The sequence below is a fragment of the Pseudomonas sp. 3MA1 genome, assembly GCF_029237275.1.
Classification (GTDB): Bacteria; Pseudomonadota; Gammaproteobacteria; order Pseudomonadales; family Pseudomonadaceae; genus Aquipseudomonas; species Aquipseudomonas fluorescens_AP.
Genome location: NZ_JAACFX010000012.1, coordinates 100,715 through 119,658 on the forward strand (window position 1 = coordinate 100,715; position 18,944 = coordinate 119,658).

Consider the following 18,944-nt stretch of genomic DNA (forward strand, 5'->3'; position numbering starts at 1 on the left):
ATAAAATGAGAAGCATTATCATTAGTGCGAATCTCTCATGCCCAACCACAGCCTTTCTTCGCCCGTCGCCCAGCTGTATGCGAACCATCACGGCTGGCTGCGTGGCTGGTTGCAGCGGCGCCTGGGGCACAGCGCCGATGCCGAGGACCTGGCTCACGACACCTTCATCCGCGTGTTGCGCTCCCAGGAGGATGTGCGTGAGCTGCGCCAGCCCATGGCGTTTCTGGCCACCATCGCCAATGGCTTGCTGATCAATCGCTGGCGCCGCCAGGCCATCGAGCGGGCCTATCTGCAGGCGCTGGCGGCGCGGCCGGCGGGGGAGGAGCCTTCGCCGGAGGAGCGGCACTTGATGATCGAAACCCTGTTGCAACTGGATGCGTTGCTGGTGGGCTTGTCGTCGCGGGTGCGGCAGATTTTCTTCCTGTCCCAGCTCGATGGCTTGACCTATGCGCAGATCGCCGCGCAGTTGGGCCTGACCGTGGCCCAGGTGCAGCGGGCCATGGGCAAGGCGTTCAGCGTCTGCTACGCGAGCCTCTTTGAATGAGTGGCGCGGCGATCGATCCGCGGGTGCGGGACTGCGCCATCGATTGGCTGGTGCGCGTGCAGTCCGGGTTGATGAGCGCTGCCGAGCAGCAGGCTTTGCAGCAATGGCGTCAGGCCAGCGCCGAGCATGAGCACGCCTGGCAGCGGGTCAGCCGTCTGCCGCTGATGCTGCAGCCGGGGGCCGATCTGTTGGCCGATGCCACGGCGCGCCGGGCCTTGCAGGCGGCCGGCGCCGATCCGCAACGGCGGCGGCAGGTGCTCAAGTGCCTGTTGGCGGTGGGGCTGCTGGGGGGCATCTCCTGGCAGGGGGCGGATTCCACCCTGGTGCGTTCGGCCCTGGCCAGTTATCGCACCGGCATCGGCGAGCGCCGGCGTTGGGCCCTGGCGGACGGTGGTTCGCTGTGGCTGAACACCGCCAGTGCGTTGAACCTGGACCTGAGCGCCGGGCAACGCCGCGGGCAGTTGATCGAGGGTGAATTGGCCCTGGATACCCCGGCCGGATCGGCCTCCCTGCAACTGCAAACGCCGGATGCGCTGTTGTACAGCCGCGGCGCCCAACTGCTGGTGCGCCATGATCGCCAGGGCACCCAGGTGACGGTGCTGCGCGGGCTGGTGCAGGTCAATGCCCGGCAGCAGCCGACGCCGCTGGCGGTGCAGGCCGGTTGGCAAACCCGGGTCGATGCCCGGGGCGCCGGGCGACCGAGCCCCATCGATACCTTTCTGGCCCAGGCCTGGATGCGCGGCATCCTGCCCGCCGAGCGCATGCGCCTGGATCAGTTGCTGGCGGAGCTTGCGCGCTATCGCCCGGGGTTTTTACGTTGCAGCGAAGCGGTTGCCGCTTTGCGGGTGACCGGCAGTTTTCAGCTGGACGACACCGATGCCGCCCTGGCCCTGGTGGCCAATACCCTGCCGGTGCGCATCGAGCGCAGAACCCGTTATTGGGTGACGGTGGTGCCGGCCTGAAAGTTTTTTTTCACCTGCGCGATAGTTTTTTCGATCTGGCTTGGCCTTCAGGTATTCCCCACCGGCACAGGTGGGTTTCGATCCCTAGGAGCCTTGCATGATTTTCCCCGTTCGTGTCTTGCGTACCCATACCTTCGGCCTGCTGTTGCTCAGCCTGCAACCGCTCTACAGCGAGATGGTGCTGGCGGCCGGCGAGCGCCACTACAGCATCGGCGCCGGTCCCCTGGACCAGGTGCTCTCGCGTTTTGGCGCCGAGGCGGGGATCAGCATGGCCGGCAGTGCGCTGCTCACGGCGGGCAAGACCAGCCAGGGCCTGCAAGGGGATTTCACCACCGAAGCGGGCCTGAACCAGCTGCTGGCGGGCACCGGCCTGGGCTACGTGCGCCAGGCCGACGGCGGCTATGCCTTGCGCCTGCGCCTGGAGGCGGTGTCGCTGCCGACGCAGCAGGTCAAGGGCGAGAACCCTGACGAGGAGGCGGTGTATCGGGCGCCGCGTTCGTCGGTGTACATCTCCGCCGACGATATGCAGCGCTTTGGCCTGGTGTCGGTGGGCGACGTGCTCAAGGGCCAGCCCGGGGTGCAGGTCGGCGACAGCCGCAATGGCGGCGGCCTGGATGTGAACATTCGCGGCATCCAGGGCCAGAGCCGGGTGGCGGTGACGGTGGATGGCTCGCAACAGGCGCTGGATGTCTATCGCGGTTATGCCGGCACCCAGCAGCGCAGCTACATCGACCCGGACATGATCAGCGACATCGCCATCGACAAGGGCCCGAGCCTGACCTCCAGCGCCATCGGCGGCACGGTGAAGATGCGTACCCTCGGGGTCGGCGACATCCTCAAGGATGGTCAGCATGTCGGCCTGCGGCTCAAGGGCGACCTGTGGAACAACGGCGTGGCCCCGGCCGGTCGCGACCCGCACTCCAAGACCGAGGACCTGTACGCGGAGCCGCACCAGAGTCGCGGCGGACTGTTCGGCTCGCAGGCCGAGTCCGGCAGCGCCGCGTTCGCCTACAGCCATGACTTGTTCGATGTGGTGGCGGCCTACGCCCAGCGCAACCAGGGCAACTATTTCGCCGGCAAGAAGGGCCAGGATCGCTACCGCACCTTTGACCGCTACGGCGATGAAGAGACCAGCGTGGCCACCACCTACAACGCCGGGGAAGAGGTGCTGAACTCCTCGTCGAAGACCCAATCCTGGCTGCTCAAGACCATCCTGCGTCCGGCGGACGGCCACAGCTTCGACCTTGGCTATCGGCGCTATGACGGGCGCATCGGCGAAATCATGCCCTCGGACATTTTCCGTTTCGGCACCGGTGGCATCTACCAGTACCCCCTGGGCCACACCCAGATCGACACCTACACCGCGCGCTACAACTACCTGCCCGCAGACAACCCGCTGCTGGACCTGACTGCCGACCTGTGGCTGACCGATGCGCAAACCAGCCAACTGAGCGCCTGGTCGGCACCGGCCTCCCAGGCCTATCGCACGGATCGTTCCTGGGCCCGCCAGGCCAACCGCCGCACGGGCGGCGGGCTGGCCAACACCTCGCGCTTTAGCACCGACTACGGCGACTTGAAGCTGGACCTGGGTGGCTCGTTCCAGCTGGAAGAACTGCGCCCGCAAAAAGGCGTGGTCACCACCCAGGACGACATCAACGCCAACCGCAGTTTGCGCGAAGGCTCGCGGCAGGAGTTCAGCGTCAACGGCAAGCTGGAGTACCAGCCGGTGGAGCGCCTGACGCTGTGGGGCGGCGGTCGTTACACTCACTATCGCAGTAAGGACCATGTGGCCAATGCCACGGCGCGCAGAGAGGAGCGCGAACACAAGTACGTGACCGTCTCCAGGCCCGGCGACTATGGCTACCTGATGTGGTTCCCGGACCAGAACGGGCTGTACACCGATGCGACCGACCCACGCTTGAACAACGGCATTGTTTTCAACAACACCAACTATCCATTTGAAGGCACGCCCTATAACCAATTCGGCGCGACCGAGACGGAGGTGGGCGACGCACAAGTGGGCCGGGTGGTCACCGGCTACAACTATGCCGGCAAGGCCAGCAACAGTGGCGGCGCCTTTGCCCCGGCGTTCGGCATCAACATCGAGGTGCTGGCGGACACCTTTGTCTATGCCTCCTACACCCAGGGCTTTCGCATGCCTTCGCTGTTCGAAACCGGTTACGGCGTGCAGCAGACCACACCGGGCAAGGGCCTCAAGCCCGAGCGCTCAAGCAACTGGGAGATCGGCGCCAGTACCCTGCACAAGGGCCTGTTGGTGGATGACGATACGGCGGCGATCAAGCTCGCCTACTTCAACAACAGCATCAAGAACTACATCACCCGCTACTACGATCCGAGCCCGGGCCTGTGGGGCCTGATGCGCTTCAGCAATACCGAAAGCTACACCACCCGCGGCCTGGAACTGCAAACCCACTACGATGCCGGACGGATGTTCGCCGACCTGTCGTCCACCTACTACCTGAAGACCGAAACCTGCGACGCGGCCTTCGCCGCCACCCTGCGCGCCACCAGTAACCCCTACCGCAAAACCGCCGACACTCCGGACTGCACCCCGGGCAGCTTCATGGGTTCCTACACCAACACCCAGAACCCGCCGCGCTTTGCCGGCAACCTGACCACCGGCCTGCGCTTCTTCGACCAGAGCCTGACCCTCGGCACGCGGATTACCTACACCTCGGGGCCCACCGTCACCGCCGACAAGCCCTGGCAGACCGGCGCCACCACGCCACAGCTGAACTACCGTGAAGTGGCGCTGTTCGATCTGTTCCTCAATTACACGTTGAAGCAAGACGCCAGCCTCAATGTGTCGCTGCAAAACCTCACGGATCGCTACTACCTGGACCCGCTGGCGCAGAGCTTCATGCCGGCGCCGGGGCGTACGCTGCGGGTGGGGATGCAGGCGAAGTTCTGAGGGGCCGGCAGTGGCCAGCCGGTTGCGCCGAGTCAACGCGACGGCCATTCAGAGGGCGCTTTTGCGGCTACAGTTTTCAGTGCGCTAATCGAGAGGAATCCAGATGAACCTTTTGTCTTCTGTATCGCCCCCCAAGCCTGTTGCCCTGCTGGGTTATGGCGGTTTGCTGCCGTTTCTCGGGCTGGCGTTGCTGGCCGTGGTTGCGCACGGACAGCGGCTGTTGTGGTGCCAGGCACTGGTCAGTTACGGGGCGGTGATCCTGAGTTTTGTCGGAGCCCTGCATTGGGGCTTTGCCATGATCGCTCCCGGCATGAACGCGCAGCAGCGTCAGACACGCTTTATTTGGAGCATCGTCCCTGCGCTGATGGGGTGGGTCGCCACCTTGCTGCCGCTGTCATGGGGCGGGTTGCTATTGATCGGCGGACTCTTCGCCCACTGGTGGCATGACCGGCAGCTCTCGCAGGTCATGCACCTGCCGGCCTGGTACCTGCCGATGCGTTTGCGACTGACCATCGTGGCCAGCGCCTGCCTCCTGCTGGGCGTGCTCGTGATGGCCATCGGCAGTTAAGCGACGCTGTCTTCTACCAGGCGCAGCAGGCCTCTGGCGAGCAGAGGTGGCTACAGAGAGCAGCCCATGGTCTGCACCTTGATAGGGGGGGCTTTCCAGGGGTTTCCATTCATCAACCCCTACTTTTATTCCTGTCCGGCAAGGTCGGTCTTGTATTCGCCCCACTCCATGTACGCGTAGTACTGGGTCATTGCTTCGAAATGGCTGTGGGCTTCAATTTCCCACACAAGCTGGGCGTCGGGGTGAAGCAGTTTGCGTGCGGTGTTTCCCTGTGGGCCGCCCAGGCAGAATGTCTGGCAGTCATCCGGTTCCATCCAGAGTTGGTAATTCATCTTTGGTACCCATCTTTTTTGCTTTGGTGCGCCCGTCAGCCTTTTGCCCCTGGGCTTGTGAGTGGGCTGGGTGCGCTATCGCGGTTTTGCTTCGATCGACCTAGATCGAGCCGACCGAGCGCAGGTATTTTCGTGCCTGACGGCCGCTGATCTTTTCTGGCTCAAGGACATACAGCGAGCTCCAGAGCGGCGGTAAACCCAGTTCCTCCATGTAGGAAGTGAAACTGTTGAACGACTCGGTACCCATGACCTCGGCCGTGAGCCACAGCGACTCGCACTCTTGGCAAACGTACAGAATCTCCTGCGTTGCCCGCACTTGAACCTTGGTCACTTCACCTTGTTCACATTCTGGACAGATCATTTTTTTAGCCCCCAATGGGCGCGGAGTCTATCACTGACCAGGGTGCACGCTGCCAGCAACGAAGGTCTGCTTCCGCTCAGAAACCCGCCATGGAGGACGGTGCTTTCGGCCCCGTCCGGAGCGGGCCTTTTCTGCAGAGCATCCCAGGTTCCGGTCGCATAAATTTGAAATGCCCGGCATTGCCCGCCAGAATCGCCCCCCGATCCGGCCCTGGCTGGCGGAGGTTCGTGGTGAAAAGGGGCAGCAGTTGAAGCAACAGACATTGTCCATGCGCCTGGCGCGTGTGGCGGCGCATGTGCCGAGTGGGGCGCGCCTGGCCGATATCGGCTCGGATCATGGTTATTTGCCGGTGGCCTTGCTGCTGCGCGGCAGCATCACCGCGGCGGTGGCCGGCGAAGTGGCCTTGACCCCGTACCAGGCCGCCTTGCGCACGGTGCGCGACAACGGCCTGGAGCAGCAGGTCAGCGTGCGCCTGGCCGATGGCCTGGCGGCGATCGAACCACAGGACCGAATCAACGCCATCAGTCTGTGTGGCATGGGCGGCGAGACCATACGCGACCTGCTCGACAGCGGCCAGGCGCGCCTGAGCGGCCAGGAACGCTTGATCCTGCAACCCAACGGCGGCGAGCAGCCGCTGCGCCAATGGCTGATGGACAACGGCTACCGCATTCTTGCCGAGGAGGTGCTGCGGGAAAACCGCTTCGACTACGAAATCATCGTCGCCGAGCGCTCGGGGCCGGTGTGCTACAGCGCCCGGGAACTGTACTTCGGCCCGCTGCAAATGCAGGTTCGCAGCCCGGCATTCCTGGCCAAGTGGCAGCGCCTGCTGCGCCTGAAACAGCGCACCCTGGCGAGCTTTGCCCGGGCGCAGACCGTGGCGGATGCCAAGGTGCAGGACCTGGAGCGCCAGGTGCGCTGGATCAGCGAACTGCTGGCTTGACCCGATTCTTCACGTTGTCCGCAGCCTACAAGACGCAGCGAGGCGGCGCGCGGACCGTGCGCTCAGAGCGAACGCTGGTTGACCCGGGCCATCAGTTGCTCGGCACTTTCCTTGCGCTCCGAGTAGCGATCCACCAGGAAGGCCTGCTGGTTTCGTAGCAAGAGCGTGAACTTCACCAGTTCCTCCATCACGTCCACGAGCCGGTCGTAGTAGGCCGAGGGTTTCATCCGCCCCGACTCGTCGAATTCCAGGTAGGCCTTTGCTACCGAGGATTGATTGGGGATGGTGAACATGCGCATCCAGCGGCCCAGCACCCGCAGCTGATTGACCACGTTGAACGACTGCGAGCCGCCGCACACCTGCATCACCGCCAGGGTCTTGCCCTGGGTCGGGCGCACGGCACCGAGCTCCAGGGGAATCCAGTCGATCTGTGCCTTGAACACCGCCGACATCGCGCCATGGCGTTCCGGCGAGCACCAGACCTGGCCTTCGGACCATTGCACCAGGTCCCGCAGTTGCTGAACCTTGGGGTGCTCCACGGGAGCGTCGTCGGGCAGTGGCAGGCCGGACGGATCGAAGATCCGGGTTTCGGCACCCAAGTGCTGCAGCAGGCGCGCGGCTTCTTCGACCAGCAGGCGGCTGAACGAGCGCTCCCGGGTCGAGCCGTACAGCAGCAGGATGCGCGGTTTGTGCTCGGGCCTGGCGTGCTTGCCATCGAGCAGGGAGAGGTCGAGGTTGGGCAGGTGTTCTGACAGCTGTTCTGACATGTGGCCTCCGGCTCAGAGTGTGCCGATACGGTTCAACTCGTGCTGCAGTTGCTCACGGCTGAGGTGGTTGAAAGGCAGGCCCAGGAAGGCCCGGCAGCGCTGCTCGATGTGCGCCAGGGTGGCGCGGAAGGCGGCGTCGACGCAGGCTTCGTCACCCCGGACGTCGGAGGGATCTTCCAGATTCCAGTGGGCCTTGAGTGCGGGGCCGAAGTACACCGGGCAGGCTTCGCCCGCGGCCTTGTCGCAGACGGTAATCACGATGTCGGGCGGGTTGTCGGCGAAGGCGTCGTTGCCCTTGCTGTACAGGCCGCTGGTGGCGATGCCGGCCCGCTCCAGGGTGGCCAGGCTGCGGGGCAGCACCTGGCCCCTGGGGAAACTGCCCGAACTCAGGGCCGCAAATCCCTCGGGCGCCAGGTGGTTGAACAGGGCTTCACAGAGGATGCTGCGGCAGCTATTGGCCGTGCACATGAACAGGACTCGCATGGGGTGCTCCTCGCGCTGCGGGGTGGATTTCAACGACTCGATTGTTTGCCAATTCAGCAGCAGGCAGCAGCGCGGACCGGGCGTCCATCCATGTTCTGCAAGCGGGTAGCATTGTCCTGGAGCCAGTCGGCGTTGGCGTGCAGGGTCACTTGCAGGATCTGGTGCACCCAGGCGGGCAGATCCGGATTGAGGCGGTAATAAACCCACTGTCCCTGGCGGCGATCCAGCAGCAGGCCGCTGTTGCGCAGTTGGCCCAGATGGCGGCTGATCTTCGGCTGGCTGTCGTCCAGGGCGCACATCAGTTCACAGACGCACAGTTCGCCCTGGTGCGCGATCAGCAGGGTGGCGCGGGCGCGGGTTTCGTCGGCAAGGCTCTTGAATACGTCGGCAGGCGTCATCATGGTGGCGGCTTGAATATATGGGAAATCGAATATACGGAAATCCATATGTTGCATGCAAGCCGTGGCAGCAGCGAAGCCTGCTGTTGCCGCCATCGAGCAGTCCAGACCCGAAATGAGCGCCCGCACTTGCCATTTGCCAGCATCTTGTCGGTGCCGAAAACCTGCCTTTATGATCGTCGCGTCATGCACGACGCCGCCGACGCAGTCCGCGGTTCTCTACAGGCTCACAGGGACGTTCAAGCGATGAAAATCACGATCAAGGCCGGTTCGCTCATGCAAGGCTGCTTGGGCAAAGGCCTGGCAGGGCTGCTGTTATCAACCTTCACCCTGGCGGCGCCAGCGCTGGTTGCGGCCAAGGAGGCACCGATTCCCCCCGGCGCGGTGCTGGCGGTGATGCAGAACGTCGAGGTTCCCGCGGCGAATGAGGAAGTGGAGCTGGAGGACGGTGTCACCGCCACGTTCTGGTACGGCAAGGAGCTGGACTTCGACGGCAAGCATTACTACGCGGCGTTTGTCTGGCACACCCGGGACAGCGCCGCCCGCCAGGGCGAGGATTTTGCCGCGCCCGAGGTCCAGGTGCGGCTGGCCGATGCCACCTTCGAACTCACCCACCCGGGCCAGACGCCGGCCTATTCCATACTCAGTATCGAGCGCAAGATCGGCTTCTTTGGCGGCCGGGAAAAGCCCGAGGAAGTGGACACCAGGCGCCAGGCCCTGGAACACCGCACTGCCGATGGACGCCTGCTGTTGGCGGTGCCCACGGCCACCTTTGAGAACGGCATCGTCACCAAGGGCTACACGCTGTTCGTGTTCAACCCGCACAAGAAACCCGAAGACGACGGCTGGATCTGGTCCCATGTCGGCCAGGTGCGCACCGGCGAGGACAATTCGGCGGCCTGCGATTACGGTGCGGTGATGCCGTGCATCGGCAGCGACGGTGAGCTGAGTTTCGTCGCCGGCCAGGAGTCGCTGCCGCAGGTGCAGGTCAAAGTCAGCGGCACCACCTTCCAGGGGCCGGAAAAAGTCCGTCCGCTGGTGGCGGCCGACAACCTCACCTATGTCTATGACAGCAAGACCCAGCAGTACCTCAGCCACTAGGCTGTGACCCGCAACGCTGGGCTTCTGGCGGTGTAATCTCGCGAAACGCCACATCACCACGGGGTGATGTGGCGACACCTTCAACCATGCATGACGGTGCAATTATCCAAGGGATCGGTGAATGACAACGCGTATTGAAATACTGGTTGACCCGGGGCAGGAGGTGCGTGCGGCCATTCTCAAGCCCTTGCGTGCCCATAACCTGGCCCAGGCGGGCGACCCCAAACCACAAGCCATCGCCCTGGTGATCAGGGATGAGCACAGCGGTGAAATCATTGGCGGCCTGCAGGCCGAGATCTTCTATCGCTGGATGTTCATCGAGCTGCTGGCGATCCCTGAGCAGGCACGGGGTCAGGGTACGGGCGCGCAGCTGCTGAAGATGGCCGAGGACACGGCAAGGGAAAAAGGCTGTGTCGGCATCTGGCTCGATACCTTCGATTTTCAGGCGCCGGAGTTCTATCAGCGGCATGGCTTCAGCGAGTTCGGTCGGCTGGATGATTTTCCGCCGCAGCACCAGCGCTTTTTCCTGCACAAACGCCTGAGCTGACCGGGCGCCGGGGCCTGGCTGGCGAACGCCTGTTCAGGCGTTGTCGCACAGCCAGGGCCGAGGCTACTCAGGCACGGGCGTCGACGCCGATCCGGGCCAGCAGCCAATCCTGATAGAGCGCAGCGCTGGCCGTCGATTGGCTGCCGTTCTTGGCGGTGATGGTTCTGCCGTCCAGGCGCCCGATGTCCTGCAGGTATTGCAGGCCCTTGAGTACATGGGTGGCGTCGTCCTTGTTCAGGGTCTGCACATCGGGCAATGCGACGGAGTTGTTCTTGTCGTCGAAGGTCGCCCAGGTGGGGTTGGCTCTGTATTGGGCGATCAGCTTGGCATCCGCGGCCTGTGCTTGTTGAAAGTTGGCGTCGAGCCTGGCCTGCATTTGCGGCGTTGCGTTCGCGACCTGAATCTTCATGGATTTGAGCGTGCCATTTTCCAGTGCCCGGGTGATTCCTTTGAGGCCGGTGGCAAACAGCGACGTGGTATTTGAGATGCTTCCTGTCATGTGACGACTCCCTGGTTGGTCTGAGGCCAGCAGAGCAAGACCCGGGCCAGGTGCCCGCGGCCCCAGGCAGCACGGCTGCGGCCGCGATGCCTGGCGCGGCGCGGGGCAGGGGCTGGCCGCCATGGGCAAGCGATTGCCAGCCGATTGCAGGCCTTTGCCAGTGGTTGCCGGCCCCGAGTCGGGCCAGGCGCCTTCGGCGGCCTTGAAGAAACACTCGATCTGCGCGGGCAATCGGCGCACAGTGGCCGCCTGTACGTTCGTCCATTCCGATAGTCCGCACCATGACCCAACCGCAGAACGCCACCATGCTCGCCCGCCTGATCGCCCGGCACACCCCGGGTTCCGGCGACTTTCCCAGTGCCGTGCCCAACCTGACCCTGCATCGGCGCGCCACGCCGACCTCGGCCATTCCCTGCATCTACAGCCTGGGCCTGGGGGTGATTGCCCAGGGCGGCAAGCAGGTGCTGCTGCATGATGCGGTGATCGACTACCAGGCCGGGCAGGGCATGCTGACCAGCATCGATCAGCCGGTGGTGGCGCGGGTGTCCAGGGCCTCGGTGGCGGAACCCTTTCTGGGCATGATGCTGACCCTGGACATGCAGCAGATCCTGCAGACCGCCGCGCAGATGCCGCCGCTCCCGTCCCAGGCCAGCGGTCATCGCTCCGTGGTGGTGGATGAGCTGGATGCGGGACTGCTCAATGCCCTGGAGCGGCTGCTGGGATTGCTGGACGAGTCGGCACTGATTGCGCAACTGGCGCCGCTGATTCAGCAGGAGATCATCGTGCGCCTGCTGGCCGGGCCTCACGGCCGGGCCCTGCAACAGCTGCTGGCGGTCGGTTCGCCAAGCCAGCAGATTTTCAGGACCGTGGCCTGGCTCAAGCAGAACTTCACCCAGCCGCTGCGCATCGACGATCTGGCGCAACGGGCCCATATGAGTGCGTCGACGTTCCGCCAGCATTTTCGCGCGATCATCGGCGTCAGTCCGCTGCAGTTCCACAAGCAATTGCGCCTGCAGCAAGCCCGGCAACTGATGCTCAACCAGAACCTCGATGCCGGTCGCGCCGCCGGGCTGGTGGGCTACGAAAGCGCCTCGCAGTTCAGTCGGGAGTACCGCCGGGTGTTCGGCGCACCGCCACAGCGGGATATCCGCCGGATGCGCGAGGCCGGTTGAGCCCGCGCGCCGGAACCCCGGTCCGGGCTCGACAAAATAGGCAAACCGGCGCAAGCCGCAGAACCGCGGGTTGCCGGGCATCGGTGTGCCTTCGTGCACGCCGGTGAGACGGCCGAGGCCAGGCTGGGCCTGCTGTCCTGGCATGGCCGAGGATGGCTCGGGCGAGTCAGCAAAAAGCGCAGAACAGGCAAGCTTGTCGTTGGAATAGGCAAGGTTTCGCCGCGTGCCATTTTTATACTGGCCCCCAGCGACGCAGCAGCCTCAGGGCCTGCGCTGCTCCGGGCCACCTCTGTTACGCCCGATTGCGACGGCCGCCCGCCGTCTTGCCTGTCAGTACCGCATCTGCCCACCTGTGCCGTAGCGGTCCGCCTATCGATCCAGACGAGCCTGCCCAGGGCGGCTCAAGGAGCATCTTCATGAGCAACAGCATCGAGCACGTCAGCTTCCGCAACCTCGGCTGGGACAACGCCGCGGACCTTTACCTGCCGGCGGACTTCGATCCGGACCGCCGCTACCCGGCGCTTGTCAGTAGCCACCCGATCGGCAGTTGCAAGGAGCAGACCTCCGGCAATATCTACGCCGCCGGGCTGGCCCGGGCCGGGTTCGTGGTCATTGCCTTCGATGCCAGTTTCCAGGGCGCCAGCGGCGGTCAGCCGCGGTTCATCGAAGACCCGGCGATCCGCGTGTCGGATATCCGCTTCGCCATCGACTACCTGGTGACCCTGCCTTATGTCGACCCTGAGCGCATCGGCGCGATCGGCGTCTGCGGCGGCGGTGGCTACACCATCCATGCGGCGATGACCGACTACCGGATCAAGGCCCTGGCCTCGATCACCGGGGTCAACTTCGGCCGGCTGATCCGCGAAGGCTTCAGTCAATTCGATCCCGTCAGTGCCCTGCAGGCCATCGCCCGCCAGCGCAGCGCCGAGGCGCAAGGCGCGGCCAGGCAGGTGATCAACTACCTGCCGGCGTCGAGGGCCGAAGCGCAGCAGAGCGGCATCAGCGATATCGACGTGCTGGAAGCCATCGACTACTACAAGACCGCCCGTGGCCAGCAGCCCAATGGCGCCACCAGTGGCCTGTTGTCCTTCAACGGCGCGGCCTTCGGCTGGGACGCCTTCTTGCAGGCCGAAGTGCTGCTGACCCAGCCGCTGATGGTGGTGATCGGCGACAAGCCCGGCGGCTTCGGGGCCTACCGCGATGGCCTGGAAATCCACGGCCGCGCCGCGTCCAGGGACAAGCACCTGGTGGTGGCCCAGGGCTTTTCTCACTATGACCTGTACGACCGCGCCGAAGCGGTGGCGCTGGCCATGGAGCAACTGCTGCCGTTCTTTGGCAAGCACCTGTAAACCCCCTGTGCAGCGGCGCCCCGGTGGCGCCGCTGCCGTCATGGGGCGCTGTGGTGCTTGAGCCAGCGGCGCAAGCGTCCGCGGGCGTTGGCGTAGGGCGCGGCGGTGTTGAGCTGGATCATCCGGCCCAGGGTCCACTTGGCGTACCAGGGGCATTGGTAGAGCGCGGCATTGTCACGCTGCCGGATCAGGCTGACGATCCGTTGCTTGGCCGCCTCCAGGCGTTGGCGCTTTTGCGGGTAGGCCAGGGCGTCATGGTCGCGGTAGAACTTTTGCGCGAGCAGGCCCAACTGGTTCCACTTGAAGCCGTCCGCTGGAAAGGCCATGGGCAGGCCGGCCAGGTCCTTTTCCAGCCAGTCCAGTACCCGCTCGCTCCAGCCCAGCAGGTAGGCCACGAGCTCGGAAACGCTGATCCGCGTACCCTTGACGTGGCCTTCCAGGCTGCGTTCGTCGACCCGCTCCGGGGGCACTTGATCCAGCGCTTGGCTCAAGGCATTGAAGTGGCTGTCGATGGCCTTGAGCAGTTGTTCCTTGTCCTGGGGGATCGCCATGCCGGTTGTTCCTGTGCGGCGAAAGCCCGGAGTGTGCCAGCGATTGGCCGCGACTGATTGCGCTGCATCAACGCCTGCCAGGATGGGCCTTGGCATCGGGTATGCTGGCGGCCGGTCAACCTGAGCAGAGACACGCAACATGACTCGCCTGCCATTGCTGGAAATCGATGTACGCGACCTGGGCACGGCCCGCGAACTGCACCTGGCCTTGCGCGACGCCTTGGGTTTTCCCCAGTGGTATGGCTGCAATTGGGATGCCTTCTGGGATGCCATTTCCGGTCTGGTGGAGCTGCCGCTGCAGTTGCGCATCCGCGGCTGGCACGGGCTCTGTCGGCGCTTGCCGGACGATGCGCGGCTGATGGAGCAGTGCCTGCGGCGCCTGCAGACCCAGTACCCGGCATCGGCTGCAGAACTGCAGTTCGATTGAGGCGCAATGCAAAAAGCTGCGCCGGGGCGATTTACTAATGCCGCGCAATCCTCTATACATTTTTCCCTCGGCGCCGACCTTTGCGGCGCCATCGGGTGATAACAGGAGGATGCTATGTCACCGTTAAACGTGTAACCGCAACGCTTTGCCCCATCGCCACACCCTCGCTTGAACACCTCGAAACACGCTGGTCCCAGCGCTGGCTGGAAGAGGGCACCTACGCCTTCGATCGCAGTGCCACCCGGGACGCCGTCTACTCCATCGACACACCGCCCCCCACGGCCTCGGGCTCGTTGCACGTCGGCCATGTGTTCAGCTACACCCACACCGACATCATCGCGCGCTTTCAACGCATGCGCGGCAAGGCCGTGTTCTACCCCATGGGCTGGGACGACAACGGCTTGCCCACCGAACGCCGGGTCGAGAACTACTACGGCGTGCGCTGCGATCCCCAGGCGCCTTACCAGCCGCAGTTCCAGCCTCCTGCCCAGGCAGCCGAGCGCCGCGCCGACTATGCGCCGGTCAGCCGGCGCAACTTTGTCGAGCTGTGCCACCAGTTGACCGCCCTCGACGAGCAGGCCTTTCGCCGCTTGTTCATGCAACTGGGCCTGTCGGTGGACTGGGGCCTGACCTACGCCACCATCGATGAGCGTGCGCAGCGGATCAGCCAGCGCGCCTTGCTGCGCAACTACCGGCGCGGCGAGCTCTACAGCCAGCAGGCGCCTTGCCTGTGGGACCTGACCTTCCAGACCGCCGTGGCCCAGGCCGAGCTGGAGGAGCGGGAGGTGGCGGGGGCCTATCACGACCTGCGGTTCCAGGGCATCGACGGCCCGGACCTGAGCATTGCCACCACTCGTCCCGAGTTGTTGGCGGCTTGCGTGGCACTGGTGGCGCATCCGGACGATCCGCGTTACCAGGGGCGCTTCGGCCAGCAGCTGCGCTCGCCGTTGTTCGAGGTCGAGGTGCCGTTGCTGGCCCACGTCCTGGCCGACCCGCAGAAGGGCAGCGGGCTGGCGATGGTCTGCACCTTTGGCGACCTGACCGATGTGCTCTGGTGGCGCGAGCTGCAGTTGCCCACCCGCTCGATCATCGGCGCGGATGGTCGGCTGCTGGCTCAGATTCCCGACTGGCTGGCCACGCCAGCCGCGCGGCAAGCCTATGAGACGCTGGCCGGGCGCAGCCTGCCCCAGGCGCGCAAGTTGTTGCTGGCGCTGTTGCGCGAGTGCGGCGCCTTGCTTGGCGAACCGCGGCCGATCCGGCACGGGGTGAAGTTCTTCGAGAAGGGCGACCAGCCCCTGGAGATTGTCGCCACGCGCCAGTGGTACCTGCGCAACGGCGGGCGCAGCGAGGCGCTGCGCGAGCAACTGCTCGATCGCGGCCAGGCCCTGGCGTGGCATCCACCGTTCATGCGCAGCCGCTACGAGCACTGGGTCGGCGGCCTCAATGGCGACTGGCTGATCAGCCGCCAGCGGGTGTTCGGCGTGCCGCTTCCGTTCTGGTATCCCCTGGATGCCCAGGGCGAGCCGGACTACGACCGGCCGCTCCTGGCGGACGAACGCTCGCTGCCGGTGGACCCGACCCTGGATACGCCAGCGGGCTTTTGTCCCGAGCAACGCGGCCAGCCCCATGGCTTTATCGGCGAGCGGGACATCATGGACACCTGGGCCACCAGCTCCCTGACTCCGCAGATCGCCGCCGGCTGGGAGGAGGACGACGACCTATTTGCACGGGTCTTCCCCATGGACCTGCGCCCCCAGGGCCACGACATCATCCGCACCTGGCTGTTCTCGACCCTGGTGCGCAGCCACTTCGAGGCGGCCGCGGTGCCCTGGAAGCATGTGGCGCTGTCGGGCTGGATCCTCGATCCGGACCGCAAGAAGATGTCCAAGTCGCGGGGCAATGTGGTCACGCCCCAGGGCCTGCTGGAGCAGTACGGCAGCGATGCCGTGCGCTATTGGGCGGCCCTCGGGCGCCCGGGCAGCGATACCGCCTTCGAAGAGCAGCAGATGAAGATCGGCCGGCGCCTGGCGCTGAAGTTGTTAAACCTGTCGAAGCTGGTGTTCGGCGTGCCGGGCGACCCTCACGGGCCGGTCGAGCAGAGGCTGGACCAGGCCATGCTGCAACGCTTGGGGGCGGTCACCGCCGCCGCCGAGGCGGCGCTGGTGGGCTACGACTACAGCAGCGCGCTGACCGGCATCGAGGGCTTCTTCTGGTGGTTTTGCGATGACTATGTCGAGCTGGTCAAGCGCCGCGCCTATCGCCCCGAAGGGCATTCGGCGCGCAACGCCCTGGCGGCGGCCTTGAGTGTCCTGCAGCGCTTGTTCGCGCCGTTTCTGCCCTTTGTCTGCGAGGAGGTCTGGCGTTGCTGGCAGCCGGGTTCGGTGCACCGGGCCCAGTGGCCCGAGGCGCGGGTGGCCGAGGATTGTGTCGAGCCGCTGTTGCAGGCGGTCAGTGCCACGCTGGCCGCCATTCGCAAGGCCAAGTCCGATGCCCGGCAGTCGATGAAGGCCGCGGTGGCGCGCGTTGAGCTGGTGCAGCACGCGCCGCTGCTGGAGTCCCTGCAATGCGCCCGTCAGGACCTGATCGAGGCGGGGCAGGTGGCCAGCCTGGTGTTCATCGAAGGCGCGCAGCCGCAGGTGCGGGTCTGGCTGCAGGAGTGATCTGCTGCCTCCGCGATTCCACGAGCCGTCAGGTTCGTGGGGTCGCCCCGGCAGGATAAATCTTGTCGTGATGTGGGCGGCCAGCGGTTTATGCTTCCCGGGCGCAGTAGGTCGCAGCCCATGGAGAAACCGGTGAGCATCAAAGACAGTCCCGAGGATTATCAGGACCTGAAGCGGGCGGTCAGCCTGCTGGAATCCCCTTCATTGACCGCGCGCCTGTCGGGCCTGCTCGGCTCGCCGATTGAAAGCGCGGTCAAAGCCTTGCCCAACTGGGTGTCGGGAAAAATCAATGACGCGGTGGTGGCCGCGCTGCATACCTCCGCCGATGCCGCGCTGTGGAGCCTGGAAAACACCCCGAAAAAACAGGCGTCGACCTTCTTGCACAAAGTTTATGCCGCCACTAGCGGCGCAGTGGGCGGGGCTTTCGGGTTTGCCGCGCTGTTTGTCGAGCTGCCCATTTCCACCACCATCATGATGCGCTCGGTGGCCGATGTGGCCCGCAGCGAAGGCTTCGACCTGGAGGACTTCGCCACCAAGCAGGCGTGCATCGAAGTGTTCGCCATGGGCGGCAACAGCCAGGCCGATGACGCCACCGAGACCGGCTATTACATCACCCGCAGCTTCACCACTCAGGCCATGCAGCAGTTGTCCAAGGAACTGGCGGCCATCGCCGCCTAACAGGGCGCCGGTGCGGCCGGCCGGCTGTCGCCGGGGCAGGTGGGCAAGTGGCTGGCGCTGCTGATCGAGAAGGTCGCCAGCCGTTACGGCGTGACCATCTCCAGCAAGTTCGCAGCCCAGGCGGTGCCGGTGATCGGCGCCTTGACCGGCGCCACCATCAATGCGCTGTTCACCGACTTCTATCAGGACATGGCCCGCGGGCACTTCATCGTCAAGCGCCTGGAGCACAAGTACGGTTTTGAGCAGATCAAGGGCGAGTATGCGCACATCCTGGGCCGGCGGTTGGCAGGCTAGGGCGGGTGTCGATATGAGTGGCTTTCCGGTTATCCATACCCCGCGCCTGATCCTCAGGGAACTGTGCCCGGCCGATGTTCCTGGGTTGTTCGCCATTCACAGCGATGCCGATGCCATGCAGTGGTTCGGCACCGACCCCATGACTGACGAGCAACAGGCCGAACAACTGCTGGCCCAGTTCGCCAGCTGGCGGAGCTTGCCCAACCCGGGCGTTCGCTGGGGCATCGAACGCCAGTCCGGCCCCGGCCTGCTGGGCACCTGTGGCCTGTTCAAATGGAACCGCCCGTGGCGCAGCTGCGCCATCGGCTTCGAGCTGGCGCGTGCGGCGCAAGGGCAGGGGCTGATGAGCGAGGCGTTGGCGGCCATCCTCGACTGGGGCTTTGCCCACATGGCGTTGAATCGCATCGAGGCCCAGGTGCACCCGCAGAACCTGGCGAGCCTCAGGTTGCTGGAGCGGATGGGGTTTGTGCGCGAAGGGCTTTCACGGCAGGCGGGGTATTGGCTGGGGGCGCATCATGATCTGCAGCAGTACTCGTTATTGAGGGCGGAACGTAGCGTTCGGTGAGCTGCCCCCTGCACTTGGCCAAGTGCAGGGCGGTGCTCAAGTCGTCGACAGCTGGCCCGGGCTTCAGGCATCTCTCAGGATGGCCGCGGCAGCCGCGACTTTGTTGTCTTGAATCATCTGAAAGAAACCACGCTCCACATCGGCGACACGAGCATCGGGCAAGTAGGTCCGAGCGATGTCAGCCAGGCGTTCGCACCAGCCTTCGTAAGCGTTCGAATTGGCTTTACTGATACGAATCCGGGTCGGGTCCTGTTTGATTGCCGCCAGGACCGTAAGGCATAGCCTGCTACCGCATCGGCCAATGTTTTAGCTTGCAGAGGACTGAGTGGCATCACGTGCTCCTTGTGTAGTCATGGGGGGGAATGGCGGGGCGGCCTTTCAGCGGTTGCCGGGCACCGGTACATCGCGGTCTTCGACGGCTTGCAGGTCGTGGTAGGAGGGGAAGACCTTCCTATCGCTGATCTTCAAGCCTGTGGGTTGCGCGAGCCCTTGGGTTTTACTGGAGTCCCAGGTCCGACGTTCGCCGCAATAGGTATGCACCACCTCAGAGTTGTCCCAGAACAAACGCTCCAGAAGGGCTTCGTACTCGTCTAGCCACGCATCATCGAAGATGTAACTGCCTTTGGGGTAGGTGGCGAAGTGCATCATATGCCCGTAGTAGCAATGCCCCGGGCTGTTTGGCAGCACGCTGAAAAGCGCCCTGGTGATCTGCGCCCCCGTCACTGGCAGGCTGTGCAGTACCGCGCGATTGTGCGCTTCGGCAGCCGGCGAAGGGTCAAAGCAGTGGATGTAGCCATACAGGTTGCCGCTCATG

At 64.7% G+C, this 18,944-nt stretch carries 20 protein-coding genes and 1 pseudogene; 13 read left to right on the forward strand and 8 right to left on the reverse strand.

What is annotated here, in order from left to right; translation table 11 throughout:
- The first annotated feature begins 37 nt into the window (after positions 1-37).
- From GWQ44_RS26065 to GWQ44_RS26080, 4 genes are all read left to right on the forward strand, one after another.
- Positions 38-544, forward strand: coding sequence for a sigma-70 family RNA polymerase sigma factor (locus tag GWQ44_RS26065; RefSeq protein ID WP_275928590.1), 507 nt, complete (start codon positions 38-40; stop codon positions 542-544).
- Complete coding sequence (locus tag GWQ44_RS26070; RefSeq protein ID WP_275928591.1) at positions 541-1,506, forward strand: FecR domain-containing protein; 966 nt, start codon at positions 541-543, stop codon at positions 1,504-1,506. Before GWQ44_RS26065 ends, GWQ44_RS26070 begins: the two co-directional genes overlap by 4 nt.
- A gap of 97 nt (positions 1,507-1,603) precedes the next feature.
- Positions 1,604-4,438, forward strand: a complete 2,835-nt coding sequence (locus tag GWQ44_RS26075) for a TonB-dependent receptor (protein ID WP_275928592.1) — start codon at positions 1,604-1,606, stop codon at positions 4,436-4,438.
- 103 nt (positions 4,439-4,541) lie between these two features.
- The gene (locus tag GWQ44_RS26080; protein ID WP_275928593.1) at positions 4,542-5,006 is read left to right on the forward strand and encodes a DUF3429 domain-containing protein; all 465 of its coding nucleotides are present in this window, start codon (positions 4,542-4,544) and stop codon (positions 5,004-5,006) included.
- A 125-nt stretch (positions 5,007-5,131) separates the two neighbouring features.
- Here the strand turns inward: GWQ44_RS26080 and GWQ44_RS26085 are convergent, their stop codons facing one another.
- A complete protein-coding gene (locus GWQ44_RS26085; protein ID WP_016964479.1) occupies positions 5,132-5,338 on the reverse strand; it encodes a hypothetical protein in 207 nt (68 codons plus the stop codon).
- A 100-nt stretch (positions 5,339-5,438) separates the two neighbouring features.
- Complete coding sequence (locus GWQ44_RS26090; RefSeq protein ID WP_016964478.1) at positions 5,439-5,669, reverse strand: hypothetical protein; 231 nt, start codon at positions 5,667-5,669, stop codon at positions 5,439-5,441.
- A 277-nt stretch (positions 5,670-5,946) separates the two neighbouring features.
- Between GWQ44_RS26090 and GWQ44_RS26095 the strand changes: the two genes are divergently transcribed.
- Positions 5,947-6,639, forward strand: a complete 693-nt coding sequence (locus GWQ44_RS26095; protein WP_345894555.1) for a tRNA (adenine(22)-N(1))-methyltransferase TrmK — start codon at positions 5,947-5,949, stop codon at positions 6,637-6,639.
- 62 nt (positions 6,640-6,701) lie between these two features.
- On the opposite strand, the gene arsH is transcribed toward GWQ44_RS26095, so the two are convergent.
- Genes arsH through GWQ44_RS26110 form a run of 3 tightly spaced genes read right to left on the reverse strand, consistent with a single transcriptional unit; the run spans position 6,702 to position 8,290 of the window.
- On the reverse strand, positions 6,702-7,394 hold the full coding sequence (gene arsH / locus GWQ44_RS26100) for an arsenical resistance protein ArsH (protein ID WP_047303668.1): 693 nt from the start codon (positions 7,392-7,394) through the stop codon (positions 6,702-6,704).
- A gap of 24 nt (positions 7,395-7,418) precedes the next feature.
- Positions 7,419-7,889, reverse strand: a complete 471-nt coding sequence (locus tag GWQ44_RS26105) for an arsenate reductase ArsC (RefSeq protein WP_047303606.1) — start codon at positions 7,887-7,889, stop codon at positions 7,419-7,421.
- A 53-nt stretch (positions 7,890-7,942) separates the two neighbouring features.
- Positions 7,943-8,290 carry a metalloregulator ArsR/SmtB family transcription factor gene (locus tag GWQ44_RS26110; RefSeq protein ID WP_275928595.1) on the reverse strand — a complete coding sequence of 116 codons (348 nt, stop codon included), beginning with the start codon at positions 8,288-8,290 and terminating at the stop codon, positions 7,943-7,945.
- 243 nt (positions 8,291-8,533) lie between these two features.
- Here GWQ44_RS26110 and GWQ44_RS26115 point away from each other — a divergent pair, with 243 nt between their 5' ends.
- Both GWQ44_RS26115 and GWQ44_RS26120 read left to right on the forward strand, forming a co-directional pair.
- On the forward strand, positions 8,534-9,388 hold the full coding sequence (locus GWQ44_RS26115) for a hypothetical protein (protein ID WP_275928596.1): 855 nt from the start codon (positions 8,534-8,536) through the stop codon (positions 9,386-9,388).
- 121 nt (positions 9,389-9,509) lie between these two features.
- Positions 9,510-9,935 carry a GNAT family N-acetyltransferase gene (locus tag GWQ44_RS26120; RefSeq protein ID WP_275928597.1) on the forward strand — a complete coding sequence of 142 codons (426 nt, stop codon included), beginning with the start codon at positions 9,510-9,512 and terminating at the stop codon, positions 9,933-9,935.
- Positions 9,936-10,002: 67 nt separating this feature from the next.
- Here GWQ44_RS26120 and GWQ44_RS26125 read toward each other — a convergent pair whose 3' ends face one another.
- Entirely contained in the window at positions 10,003-10,434 is a 432-nt protein-coding gene (locus GWQ44_RS26125) for a hypothetical protein (RefSeq protein WP_016968439.1), read from the reverse strand.
- A 281-nt stretch (positions 10,435-10,715) separates the two neighbouring features.
- Here GWQ44_RS26125 and GWQ44_RS26130 point away from each other — a divergent pair, with 281 nt between their 5' ends.
- Together GWQ44_RS26130 and GWQ44_RS26135 are read left to right on the forward strand one after the other, a co-directional pair.
- Positions 10,716-11,606, forward strand: a complete 891-nt coding sequence (locus GWQ44_RS26130) for an AraC family transcriptional regulator (protein ID WP_275928598.1) — start codon at positions 10,716-10,718, stop codon at positions 11,604-11,606.
- 416 nt (positions 11,607-12,022) lie between these two features.
- Entirely contained in the window at positions 12,023-12,955 is a 933-nt protein-coding gene (locus tag GWQ44_RS26135; protein ID WP_275928599.1) for an alpha/beta hydrolase, read from the forward strand.
- 38 nt (positions 12,956-12,993) lie between these two features.
- Here the strand turns inward: GWQ44_RS26135 and GWQ44_RS26140 are convergent, their stop codons facing one another.
- Positions 12,994-13,506 (reverse strand): ClbS/DfsB family four-helix bundle protein, encoded by a 513-nt coding sequence (locus GWQ44_RS26140; RefSeq protein WP_275928600.1) that lies wholly within the window; start codon positions 13,504-13,506, stop codon positions 12,994-12,996.
- A 139-nt stretch (positions 13,507-13,645) separates the two neighbouring features.
- On the opposite strand from GWQ44_RS26140, the gene GWQ44_RS26145 reads away from it, so the two are divergent.
- From GWQ44_RS26145 to GWQ44_RS26160, 4 genes and pseudogenes are all read left to right on the forward strand, one after another.
- The gene (locus GWQ44_RS26145; RefSeq protein WP_047303615.1) at positions 13,646-13,933 is read left to right on the forward strand and encodes a barstar family protein; all 288 of its coding nucleotides are present in this window, start codon (positions 13,646-13,648) and stop codon (positions 13,931-13,933) included.
- Between the two features lie 95 nt (positions 13,934-14,028).
- Entirely contained in the window at positions 14,029-16,593 is a 2,565-nt protein-coding gene (gene valS, locus GWQ44_RS26150; protein WP_275928601.1) for a valine--tRNA ligase, read from the forward strand.
- Between the two features lie 120 nt (positions 16,594-16,713).
- Positions 16,714-17,565 (forward strand): annotated as a pseudogene (locus GWQ44_RS26155) (EcsC family protein).
- Between the two features lie 13 nt (positions 17,566-17,578).
- Positions 17,579-18,130, forward strand: coding sequence for a GNAT family protein (locus GWQ44_RS26160; RefSeq protein ID WP_042942239.1), 552 nt, complete (start codon positions 17,579-17,581; stop codon positions 18,128-18,130).
- A gap of 378 nt (positions 18,131-18,508) precedes the next feature.
- Here GWQ44_RS26160 and GWQ44_RS26165 read toward each other — a convergent pair whose 3' ends face one another.
- Entirely contained in the window at positions 18,509-18,943 is a 435-nt protein-coding gene (locus tag GWQ44_RS26165) for a hypothetical protein (protein ID WP_275928602.1), read from the reverse strand.
- Between the last annotated feature and the right edge of the window lies 1 nt (position 18,944).